The following is an 11082-nucleotide window of genomic DNA, read 5'->3' on the forward strand; positions in this document are numbered from 1 at the left end:
TCATTAAAAAGGAACAACGATGCGACATAGCACGATTTTAGCCACTGCCCTGGCCACCCTTGTTTCCACCAGCACCTTTGCGGCCGATCTGCCGGGTAAAGGCATTACGGTTCAGCCGATCCAGAGCACCATTTCTGAAGAATCTTTCCAGACGCTGCTGGTCAGCCGCGCGCTGGAAAAACTGGGCTATACCGTCAGCAAGCCAAGTGAAGTCGACTATAACGTTGGCTATACCTCACTTGCCTCCGGCGATGCCACCTTCACCGCCGTTAACTGGCAACCGCTGCATGATGATATGTATGCTGCGGCCGGGGGCGATAAAAAATTCTACCGTGAAGGCGTGTTTGTTACCGGTGCAGCACAGGGATACCTGATCGACAGAAAAACCGCCGAGCAGTACAAAATAACCAATGTGGCGCAGCTTAAAGATCCGAAAATTGCCAAAATTTTTGATACCAACGGCGACGGCAAAGCGGACATGATGGGCTGCTCACCGGGCTGGGGTTGCGAAGCGGTCATTAACCATCAGAACAAAGCGTTCGACCTGGAAAAAACCGTTGATGTGAGCCACGGTAACTACTCTGCAATGATGGCTGACACCATCACTCGCTTTAAAGAAGGCAAACCCATCCTCTATTACACCTGGACGCCATACTGGGTGAGCGATGTTATGAAGCCGGGTAAAGACGTGGTGTGGTTACAGGTTCCATTCTCCTCACTGCCGGGCGAGCAGAAAGATATTGATACTAAACTGCCGAACGGCGCGAACTACGGCTTCCCGGTGAATACCATGCATATTGTGGCCAACAAAGCCTGGGCTGAGAAAAACCCGGCGGCGGCCAAATTGTTCTCATTGATGAAACTGCCGCTGGCGGATATCAATGCGCAAAATGCGATGATGCATGACGGTAAAGCCTCTGAAGCTGAAGTTCAGGGCCATGTTGACGGCTGGATCAAAGCGCACCAGCAGCAGTTCGACGGCTGGATAAAAGAAGCTCTCGCCGCACAGAAGTAATTTTTTTCCCCCTCCCTCCCGGTAACGGGAGGGGATCCCTCAAAACGCACGATCGAACACCTATCTTTTGCCCTTCACGTAAAACCATTCGTTATTATTGGTACGACGACAACAACCAATAGATAATACCAATGAATAAAACACCTCACGGGCTTAGCCCGGCGCTGATTGCTCTGATGTCTCTTGCAACCGGCATGGCTGTCGCCAGTAATTATTATGCTCAGCCGCTGCTGGATACTATTGCCAGAGCGTTTACCCTGACGCCAGGTCAGGCGGGATTTATCGTTACGGCCGCACAGCTGGGCTATGCGGCCGGTCTGCTGTTTCTGGTTCCGCTGGGTGATATGTTTGAGCGACGTAAACTGATCGTCTCAATGACATTGCTTACCGCGCTCGGGTTATTGATTACCGCCAGCAGCCATTCGCTTGCCACCATGCTCCTCGGCACCGCGCTCACCGGGCTGTTCTCGGTTGTCGCACAACTTCTCGTCCCTCTGGCGGCAACCCTCGCCGCGCCGGAGAAGCGCGGTAAAGTGGTCGGCACCATCATGAGCGGCCTGCTGTTGGGCATTCTGCTGGCGCGAACGGTGGCCGGGTTGCTGGCCACGCTGGGCGGCTGGCAGACGGTCTACTGGGTGGCAGCCGGACTAATGATTATCATGGCTCTGGCATTGTGGCGGGGGCTTCCGACGCTTAAGCAAGAAAATCATCTTAATTATCCGCAGATCCTCGGCTCGATTTTTTCCCTTTTTTTCGGCAATAAGCTGCTGCGTACTCGTGCCCTGCTGGGCTGCCTGAGCTTTGCTAATTTCAGTATCCTGTGGACCTCAATGGCCTTTTTACTGGCTTCACCGCCGTTTAACTATTCGGAAGGCGTAATTGGGCTGTTCGGCCTGGCGGGGGCCGCGGGCGCATTGGGCGCTCGACCGGCGGGTAGCCTTGCGGACAGCGGAAAATCACACCTGACGACTACCGCTGGACTTCTTCTGCTCCTGGTATCGTGGGCGGCAATCTGGTTTGGTCAGGCATCAGTGCTGGCGCTAATTGTTGGTATTCTGATCCTTGACCTGGCCGTTCAGGCGGTGCATATCACTAACCAAACCGTGATTTATCGCGTGCTGCCAGAAGCGCGTAATCGTCTGACGGCGGGCTATATGACCAGCTATTTTATTGGCGGCGCGGCGGGTTCGCTTATCTCCGCTGCCGCCTGGCAACATGCTGGCTGGGCAGGCGTTTGTGGCGTGGGGGCGATTTTCGCGGTTCTTAATCTGCTGGTCTGGTGGCGCGGGGCATCCCACTGACGTACCAGAGTTCATTTTATAAGCCGGGATAAGAGGCGGCTCCCCTGCACGAGATAAAACAACGCTCGTACAGGGGAAACCATGAGCGTATATATAATCACCACATATCAATTTAAGTAATTAATACATTTACTTTATTTGTCACTATCGTTACTATACCGGCTGAAACTAATGAGGTCATGCCATATGGATAGTTCGTTTACCCCTATTGAACAAATGCTAAAATTTCGCGCCAGCCGCTATGAAGAATTTCCTTTTAAGGAAGTCCTGCTGACCCGCCTGTGTATGCACATGCAGGGAAAATTGCTTGAAAATCGCAATAAGATGCTAAAAGCACAGGGAATTAACGAAACATTATTTATGGCGTTAATCACGCTTGAGTCGCAGGAAGATCACAGTATCCAGCCCTCAGAATTGAGCTGTGCATTAGGATCTTCTCGTACGAATGCGACTCGTATCGCTGATGAGCTGGAAAAACGCGGCTGGATCGAACGTCGCGAGAGCGATAACGATCGCCGTTGTTTACATCTGCAACTGACTGAAAAAGGCCATCAGTTTTTACGCGAGGTTCTGCCACCTCAGCATCAGTGCCTGCACACCCTGTGGTCAGCGCTCAATACCAGCGAAAAAGAGCAGCTGGAGCAGATCACACGTAAGCTTCTAACCCGCCTTGATCAGATGGATGAAGATGGCGCAATTCTTGAGGCATTGCGCTAACGTTTCATCCCTCTCATACATACTGATAGTGAAAAAATTGACAGGCCAGCAGGCAAGAACTGCTGGCCTGTCTTACCAACTGGTCGGCGTAAGCTGAGATGAAATAACAAGATCGTGGAGAATCACATGAGCGAAAATGCGGAGATTCAAACCCCGCAGCAACCGGTTAATAAGAAGAAGGGCAAGCGTAAACGCCTCCTTCTGCTGTTGACCCTGCTCTTTGTTATTATTGCTGTGGTATGGGGAATTTACTGGTTTTTAGTGCTGCGTCATTTTGAAGAAACGGACGATGCTTACGTTGCAGGGAATCAAGTGCAGATTATGGCGCAGGTCTCTGGTAGCGTGACCAAAGTCTGGGCTGACAATACCGACTTTGTGCAAAAGGGTGATGTTCTGGTCACCCTCGATCAGACGGATGCGCAACAGGCGTTTGAAAAAGCGCAAACCGGACTGGCTTCAAGCGTACGTCAGACGCGTCAGCAAATGATCAATAGCCAGCAGTTACAGGCCAATATTAACGTTCAGAAAACCGCCCTTTCTCAGGCGCAGACCGACCTCAACCGCCGGGTACCGCTGGGTTCTGCGAACCTGATTGGTCGTGAAGAGTTGCAGCATGCGCGCGATGCCGTAGCCAGCGCACAGGCCAAACTGGATGTCGCTATTCAGCAATATAATGCAAATCAGGCCATCATCCTCGGCACCCGCCTTGAAGATCAGCCGGCGGTGAAACAAGCCGCGACTGAAGTTCGTAATGCCTGGCTTGCTCTGCAAAGAACTAAAATTGTCAGTCCGATGACGGGCTACGTCTCTCGCCGCTCGGTGCAGCCTGGCGCACAGATAAGCCCGACTACGCCGTTAATGGCGGTAGTACCTGCCACTAACTTATGGGTAGACGCCAATTTTAAAGAGACTCAGCTGGCGCATATGCGCATCGGTCAGTCGGTCACGGTTGTGAGCGATATTTACGGCGATGATGTGAAATATACTGGTACGGTAGTCGGTCTGGACATGGGGACCGGCAGCGCCTTCTCTCTGCTCCCTGCCCAGAATGCTACCGGTAACTGGATCAAAGTGGTCCAGCGTCTGCCGGTTCGTATCGAACTGGATCAGAAGCAGCTGACCGACCATCCGCTGCGTATTGGTTTATCAACGCTGGTAACCGTTGATACGACCAATCGCGACGGTCAAATGCTGGCAAATCAGGTGCGTAAAGATCCCGCTTACGAAAGTAACGCCCGTGAAATCAGCCTTGAACCCGTTAATAAACTCATCAACGACATTGTGCAGGCCAACGCAGGGTGAGCGTCATGCAACAGCAAAAACCGCTGGAAGGCGCGCAGCTGGTCATAATGACCATTGCGCTGTCGCTGGCGACCTTCATGCAGGTGCTGGACTCCACGATTGCTAACGTCGCTATCCCGACGATTGCCGGTAATCTTGGCTCATCATTGAGCCAGGGAACGTGGGTGATCACCTCGTTTGGGGTGGCAAATGCGATCTCCATTCCGATCACCGGCTGGCTGGCAAAACGCGTCGGGGAGGTCAGACTGTTCCTGTGGTCAACGGTGGCGTTTGCTATTGCCTCCTGGGCCTGTGGCGTATCCAGCAGCCTGACAATGCTGATTATTTTCCGCGTCATTCAGGGGATTGTTGCCGGACCGCTTATTCCGCTGTCGCAAAGTCTGCTGCTGAGTAACTATCCGCCTGCGAAGCGCTCTATCGCGCTGGCTCTGTGGTCGATGACGGTCATTGTTGCGCCGATTTGCGGCCCTATTCTTGGGGGGTATATCAGCGATAATTATCACTGGGGCTGGATCTTCTTCATTAACGTGCCGATTGGCATCGTGGTGGTCCTCCTGACGCTGCAATCGCTGCGGGGACGCGAAACCCGCACTGAACAGCGGCGCATTGACGGTGTCGGGCTGGCACTGCTGGTGGTGGGGATTGGCAGCCTGCAAATTATGCTCGACCGGGGTAAGGAGCTGGACTGGTTTTCGTCCAATGAGATCGTGGTCCTGACGGTGGTGGCCGTGGTGTCGCTGGCTTTCCTGATTGTCTGGGAGTTAACCGACGATAATCCGATTGTGGATCTCTCACTGTTCAAGTCGCGAAACTTCACCATTGGGTGTTTGTGTATCAGTCTGGCCTATATGCTCTACTTTGGCGCGATTGTTCTGCTGCCGCAGCTATTGCAGGAAGTTTACGGTTATACCGCAACCTGGGCGGGGTTGGCATCAGCGCCTATTGGCATTCTTCCGGTGTTGCTGTCACCCATTATCGGCCGCTTCGCCCATAAGCTGGATATGCGGCGACTGGTGACATTCAGCTTTATTATGTATGCAGTCTGCTTTTACTGGCGTGCGTACACCTTCGAGCCAGGCATGGATTTTGGCGCGTCAGCATGGCCGCAGTTTATTCAGGGCTTTGCCGTCGCCTGCTTCTTCATGCCGCTGACAACGATTACGCTCTCGGGACTGCCGCCAGAGCGTCTGGCTGCTGCGTCAAGCTTGTCTAACTTTACGCGAACGCTGGCCGGCTCAATTGGTACCTCAATTACCACGACCTTGTGGACTAACCGCGAGTCACTGCATCATGCCCAGCTAACGGAATCGGTCACGCCATATAACCCTAACGCGCAGCAGGTGTACGATCAGCTTCAGGACCTGGGGATGACGCAACAGCAGGCATCCGGCTGGCTGGCGCAGCAGATCACCAATCAGGGATTGATTATCTCAGCTAATGAGATTTTCTGGCTGTCAGCTGGCGTATTTCTGTTGTTGCTTGGTCTGATCTGGCTTGCTAAACCGCCGTTTGGCGTGGGCGGCGGCGGCGGCGGCGCCCACTGATATGCACGTACAGTAGCAGGTTATTGCGTCCTGATACTGTCAGCGAAGCATATCCGTGCGGCATGACGCGGCAAAGCGGTTCTGGAAGCGTTTACCGTTCTCAGAACTGCTCTGCCGCTCATTTTATGACAGGGACAATTAACCTTGCTTGTACGCCCCCTGTTTGAGGTCATCAACAACGCCATTCATTCTGTTTTCAGTCAGGCCGTAAAATTTGATGGAGAAAGCAGTCAAGATATAGAAGATGGCTGGTATGATGGTGAACAATAAAACCACACCCTGAACGGCCGATGCTGATTGCGTTACGTTGCCAGTTGCATAGCCGAATGCGGCTAAAATCCATCCCAGAATCGCCCCGCCTACGGCAACCCCCAGTTTAATCACAAAGATATTGGCAGCGACGTTCATGCCGGTAATACGTCGCCGGGTTTTCCATTCGCCGTAATTATTAGCGTCGGTGATCATTGACCATTGCAGTGCGCCATTGCCGCCCTGAATAATGGACATAATGACATGAATGGAAAGAATGGCGATCCAGTACTGCGCAGGCACAAAGAAGCACAGAATACCAATGGCAGCGGTTAATAAATTAATCCAGAAAGAGAATTGTATTTTACAAAAGCGCGTGCCGAACGGTTTTGCCAGTATTGATCCCAGCATAGAGGCAAACATACCGCCCAGCATAAACAAACTGATAATATCTGAGCCTTTATTCAGTACGGTACCAATGTAATAAACAACGGCACCACCGCGCAGAACCACGGCCACCAGCATCATAAAATTATAGATAGACAGGATCAGCCATTGATCGTTCTTAAAGAGAATTTTCACGTCGCGGGCGATATTCAAATTTTCTTCTTTAATCGGCTGGACACGCTCTTTCGTAGTCAGGAAGCACACTACAAACATCAGGCAGCCAATGACGCCAAAAATAGCCATCGAAACCTGAATACCGGTTGGTCTGTCACCAGGATACAGGAAGTCAGCCAACGGTAAAATCAGTGCTGTACCCAATGCGCCGCCGATGGGCGTGATGGCGAACCGCCAAGACTGCAAAGAAAGGTTTTCACGCGGATCGGAGGTTAAGGCCGCCCCCAGAGAACAGTAGGGAATATTAATCGCGGTATACATTAAGGTCATAAAAATGTATGCCGCAACCGCATAGACAATTTTACCCGACTCGGAAAAATCAGGGATGGAATACACCAGCACGCAGCTTACGGCGAAAGGCACGCAAATCGCCAGCAGCCAGGGACGAAAGCGTCCCCAGCGCGTCGAGGTGGCATCGGCAATCGCGCCCATAATAGGATCGGTTATAGCATCAAGCAGGCGAACAAGTAAAAACATGGTGCCCATGACTGCAGGCGGCAGTCCGTAAATATCAGTATAAAAATAGGCGAGAATAGCGACTGAAGAGTCAAAAACAATATGGCTTGCAGCATCCCCAAGGCTATAACCGACCTTTTCTCTGACAGATATCCTGTCTCCATTAGACATAATAGCTCCTTTACTTATACGGTATGTAACCGGTTTCTGTTATGGCGCTATTTTTGCCACATCTGCGTAGTCAGGGTCCATTATGTTTTTAAGCTACCTGATTATGTTTTTTTCTTTATGTGATCAAAAGAGGATAACACTATTTTACAGGAGAGGTTTATGCCTGACAGATCACGTTTTTATTCGCGGGCAATAGTCAATGAATCATGCAAAATATTAATTAATGAGGCTAAAGCAATCACACTACGAATGCTTTATTCAATATGACAGGTTGAAGGAAATAAATATCAGCCTCCGGGAGGAGGCTGATATTGATACACAGACTAAATATGCAGTTCCTGCAATTTCTCTTTCGGCAACTTAAGCTCTTCGTTGCTGTTTACGCGGACGTCGCGCTCAAGAATATGACGCGCGATATCCTGCGCCTCATTGAGAGAGTGCATCTGATACGTTCCGCACTGATAGACGTTCAGTTCAGGGATCTGATTCTGATCCTGGACTTTTAACACGTCAGCCATAGCGGCTTTCCACGCATCGGCAACGCGTTGCTCATCAGGCGTACCGATGAGGCTCATATAGAAACCGGTACGGCAACCCATCGGGGAAATATCGATAATCTCAACACCGTTACCGTTCAGATGATCGCGCATGAAACCTGCGAACAGATGTTCCAGCGTGTGGATACCTTTTTCTGGCATGACTTCTTTGTTCGGCGCGCAAAAACGCAGATCGAACACAGTGATGGTATCGCCATGCGGCGTGTTCATGGTTTTCGCGACACGCACCGCAGGGGCTTCCATACGAGTATGGTCAACAGTAAAGCTATCTAAAAGCGGCATTCTATCTCCTCCTGACTATCTATATGTCATTTAATTCAAAAGGTTACGATGTTCTTTCTTACCTGGATTTCGTATCCTTTTGGATAGTGCGAATTTTTTTGAAATTAAAATGAACTCTTTGTTCCCGGGTGAGTCTGAATATATGAAAGACGCGCATTTGTTATCATCATCCCTGTATTCAGAGATGTGCATTTTGGCCACAGTGATGTGGCCTTTTTCTTTTGCATCAGGCGTGTTTTGCCAGTAGCGCTTCAAACGACTCACTGTCTGCCGCTTCAGCTTCACGCTGACGTTCCCATGAGGCTTTGCCCTCATTAATGAAATCATCTTCGCTTAAAATTTCCAGCGGCTCCTGTTGAAGCATAGTACGGTACTCTGCCGCCAGTTGTTTTCCGGTCCCGCCAATCCCCTGCTCTTTCATCATGTGCAGAATACGCGCAGAGAACGTCAATTCCGGGTTGTCAAAACAGGCAGCCAGCTCATCACAGACTTTTTGATAGGCATCAGAGCCTTCAATGCTGTCGAGCGTGTGGGCGACGCGACGTAAATCGCGGAACAGATCGTTACCCACCTGCGCCAGCGGGAATTGAGCGCTTTCGCATCCTATGCCCAGCGTTAGCCCCGGCTTGCGGCCTTCGAGGATCACCCGATTCCAGTTAGTGCGGGTACACAGTAGCTCATCACTGCTCATTTCCGGCGCATCAGCCAGGGCACACCAGACCATAAAGAGGTCAAGGAAGCGCACCTGCTGCTCATCCACGCCTATCGGCGAGAAGGGGTTAATGTCCAGCGAGCGCACTTCGATATACTCAATGCCCCCGCGCAGCAGCGCGTCCGACGGTGTCTCACCGCTACGCGTAACGCGTTTTGGCCGGATCGGGGCATACAGTTCGTTTTCGATCTGCAAAATATTGCTGTTGATTTGCAGATACTTGCCGTCTTTTTGCAAACCCATTTTGGCATACTCTTCGGAAGGCGTTTTGATTGCCCGCTTCAATCCTGCCACATAAGTCTCTAAATCGTTAAACGTCATTCCGAGATTGCTTTGCGATTTATTGGTATAACCCAGATCGCTCAGGCGCAGCGACGTCGCCCACGGCAGGTAATACATTCCACATTCGGTTTTTTCGAACGGTAATGTCGTCGGCTTGCCCTGTAAAAAAGAGGAACAAATCGCAGGCGATGCACCAAAAAGATAAGGGATCACCCAGCCAAAGCGGTAATAATTGCGAATCGAACGGAAATAGCCTGCGGAAATGGCCTCTTTACCGCTCTCAGCGTCCGTCACACCGCATTTCGCCTGCCAGAAGGCCATCGGTAAGGAAAAGTTGTAATGCACGCCTGAGATGGTCTGCATCAGCGCGCCGTAGCGATTTTTCAGGCCTTCGCGATACAGCGTTTTTAGCCGCCCCATGTTTGAGGTGCCATATTGCGCTAACTCAATATCCTGGCCATTTTCAATATAGCACGGCATGCTCAGCGGCCACATACGTTCATCGCCAATCTGGCGGGCCGTATAGCGATGCACATCGCGCATAAAACTCAGCATATGCCCGATATTGCCATCAACTGGCGTAATAAACTCCAGCAGTGCTTCGGCAAAGTCAGTTGTGATCCACTGATGCGTAAAGGCCGAGCCCAGGACTTCAGGATGGCGAGTTGTAGCCAGTGTTCCGTCTTCGTTTACGCGCAGCGTTTCCCGCTCAAGACCGCGTTTAATACCGACGAGCGCCTGAGGATTTTTTTCCAGCCAGGCCAGCGCCTGTGATACGTCAGGGATCATAGTGATCTCCCGTCAGTCAAATTCATTTTAATAATCATAGAAGTGCTACCACGCCATACCTGCGGAAACAAACGCCCAAGGATAACGTTAGTTACCCCTTCAGCGCTATTAGCCATTGTTGCTATTCATCGTAAAAATCAGGGAGTATTTACAGTAGCCGAACGTCTACCACATCCATTCCCGCGAGCCGCGCCGCCTGAAGGCCAAAATCAGCGTCCTCAAATACAACACATTTTTCCGGAGCCACGCCTATACGTTCAGCACAGAGAAGAAAGGTATCCGGAGCGGGCTTGTGATTTTTAACGTCGTCGGCCGCCACAACCGCGGAAAAATAGTGACGAAGATTCAGATGTGCCAGTAGCGCTTCTGCTATTGCGCGCTCGCTCCCCGTTCCGACAGCCATCGGACGCCGCCCGTGCCAGGCTTTAACGACATCGATAAGCGGCAATGGCTTTACAGTATCAAGCAGCATTGCTTTAACCGCCTCGGTTTTTTCCCGTGCCAGTTGGTAAGGATCGAGACTGGCCTGGTTGATTTCAATAATAGCCTGGGCAATACGCCAGGTGGGAGAACCATTCAGGGAAATCATCGCATCCATATCAAATCGCAGCCCGTAGCCGCCGAGAACATCGTCCCAGGCTTTACGGTGCGTTGGTTCGGTATCGAGGATGGTGCCATCCATATCGAAAATTAAACCCTCATAATGCTCGTACATCTTGTTCTCACAGACCACATGACAGGGTAATACTTTAGCGTAAATGGTCTTTTTTGTCGCTGATGGCAGGATGAGGAATTATCAGGATCGGCAAAGGACATGCAGGGGTAAAAATCAATAACGTAGGGGGTTGGATATATCAGAGAAGTGTGTGGTGCATCCGGGAGGATTACTCGGCTTCGCCTCGCCCTGCGGGCCGTTGCTGAAGCAACGTTATCCTCCCTGGTGCCCGTAACAAGATTCGCGGTGTCTGTGACATCGTTCTCGCTACCAGCACAGGAAATATGGTGCATCCGGGAGGATTCGAACCTCCGACCGCTCGGTTCGTAGCCGAGTACTCTATCCAGCTGAGCTACGGATGCATCGGGA

9 protein-coding genes and 1 tRNA gene are annotated in these 11082 nt (G+C 51.3%); 5 read left to right on the forward strand and 5 right to left on the reverse strand.

Annotation, left to right across the window (positions count from 1 at the left end; translation table 11 throughout):
• The first annotated feature begins 19 nt into the window (after nucleotides 1-19).
• From proX to emrB, 5 genes are all read left to right on the forward strand, one after another.
• A complete protein-coding gene (gene proX, locus AC791_RS19215; protein WP_049842098.1) occupies nucleotides 20-1015 on the forward strand; it encodes a glycine betaine/L-proline ABC transporter substrate-binding protein ProX in 996 nt (331 codons plus the stop codon).
• A gap of 131 nt (nucleotides 1016-1146) precedes the next feature.
• Nucleotides 1147-2316, forward strand: coding sequence for an MFS transporter (locus AC791_RS19220; protein ID WP_049842099.1), 1170 nt, complete (start codon nucleotides 1147-1149; stop codon nucleotides 2314-2316).
• Nucleotides 2317-2502: 186 nt separating this feature from the next.
• Nucleotides 2503-3033, forward strand: a complete 531-nt coding sequence (gene mprA / locus AC791_RS19225) for a transcriptional repressor MprA (protein ID WP_049842100.1) — start codon at nucleotides 2503-2505, stop codon at nucleotides 3031-3033.
• Nucleotides 3034-3159: 126 nt separating this feature from the next.
• Nucleotides 3160-4335 carry a multidrug efflux MFS transporter periplasmic adaptor subunit EmrA gene (emrA, locus tag AC791_RS19230; RefSeq protein WP_049842101.1) on the forward strand — a complete coding sequence of 392 codons (1176 nt, stop codon included), beginning with the start codon at nucleotides 3160-3162 and terminating at the stop codon, nucleotides 4333-4335.
• 5 nt (nucleotides 4336-4340) lie between these two features.
• Nucleotides 4341-5879: a multidrug efflux MFS transporter permease subunit EmrB gene (gene emrB, locus AC791_RS19235; protein ID WP_049842102.1), complete on the forward strand. Its 1539-nt coding sequence runs from the start codon at nucleotides 4341-4343 to the stop codon at nucleotides 5877-5879.
• 138 nt (nucleotides 5880-6017) lie between these two features.
• Here emrB and AC791_RS19240 read toward each other — a convergent pair whose 3' ends face one another.
• The 5 genes from AC791_RS19240 to AC791_RS19260 all read right to left on the reverse strand — a co-directional run bounded on the left by AC791_RS19240 (nucleotide 6018) and on the right by AC791_RS19260 (nucleotide 11075).
• On the reverse strand, nucleotides 6018-7376 hold the full coding sequence (locus AC791_RS19240) for a glycoside-pentoside-hexuronide (GPH):cation symporter (protein WP_049842103.1): 1359 nt from the start codon (nucleotides 7374-7376) through the stop codon (nucleotides 6018-6020).
• Between the two features lie 323 nt (nucleotides 7377-7699).
• On the reverse strand, nucleotides 7700-8215 hold the full coding sequence (luxS, locus tag AC791_RS19245) for an S-ribosylhomocysteine lyase (RefSeq protein ID WP_049842104.1): 516 nt from the start codon (nucleotides 8213-8215) through the stop codon (nucleotides 7700-7702).
• 226 nt (nucleotides 8216-8441) lie between these two features.
• Complete coding sequence (gene gshA, locus AC791_RS19250; protein WP_049842105.1) at nucleotides 8442-9998, reverse strand: glutamate--cysteine ligase; 1557 nt, start codon at nucleotides 9996-9998, stop codon at nucleotides 8442-8444.
• A gap of 148 nt (nucleotides 9999-10146) precedes the next feature.
• Nucleotides 10147-10713 (reverse strand): fructose-1-phosphate/6-phosphogluconate phosphatase, encoded by a 567-nt coding sequence (yqaB, locus tag AC791_RS19255; RefSeq protein WP_049842106.1) that lies wholly within the window; start codon nucleotides 10711-10713, stop codon nucleotides 10147-10149.
• Between the two features lie 285 nt (nucleotides 10714-10998).
• A tRNA-Arg gene (locus tag AC791_RS19260) sits at nucleotides 10999-11075 on the reverse strand.
• Nucleotides 11076-11082 lie beyond the last annotated feature (7 nt).

Origin of the sequence: Klebsiella sp. RIT-PI-d, from assembly GCF_001187865.1 — a bacterium.
Taxonomy (GTDB): domain Bacteria; phylum Pseudomonadota; class Gammaproteobacteria; order Enterobacterales; family Enterobacteriaceae; genus Superficieibacter.

What these genes read in the sequence shown, in the direction of transcription:
- proX (WP_049842098.1), top strand. Translation starts at nt 20, where the DNA reads ATGCGACATAGCACGATTTTAGCCACTGCCCTGGCCACCCTTGTTTCC.
- AC791_RS19220 (WP_049842099.1), top strand. Translation starts at nt 1,147, where the DNA reads ATGAATAAAACACCTCACGGGCTTAGCCCGGCGCTGATTGCTCTGATG.
- mprA (WP_049842100.1), top strand. Translation starts at nt 2,503, where the DNA reads ATGGATAGTTCGTTTACCCCTATTGAACAAATGCTAAAATTTCGCGCC.
- emrA (WP_049842101.1), top strand. Translation starts at nt 3,160, where the DNA reads ATGAGCGAAAATGCGGAGATTCAAACCCCGCAGCAACCGGTTAATAAG.
- emrB (WP_049842102.1), top strand. Translation starts at nt 4,341, where the DNA reads ATGCAACAGCAAAAACCGCTGGAAGGCGCGCAGCTGGTCATAATGACC.
- AC791_RS19240 (WP_049842103.1), bottom strand. Translation starts at nt 7,376, where the DNA reads ATGTCTAATGGAGACAGGATATCTGTCAGAGAAAAGGTCGGTTATAGC.
- luxS (WP_049842104.1), bottom strand. Translation starts at nt 8,215, where the DNA reads ATGCCGCTTTTAGATAGCTTTACTGTTGACCATACTCGTATGGAAGCC.
- gshA (WP_049842105.1), bottom strand. Translation starts at nt 9,998, where the DNA reads ATGATCCCTGACGTATCACAGGCGCTGGCCTGGCTGGAAAAAAATCCT.
- yqaB (WP_049842106.1), bottom strand. Translation starts at nt 10,713, where the DNA reads ATGTACGAGCATTATGAGGGTTTAATTTTCGATATGGATGGCACCATC.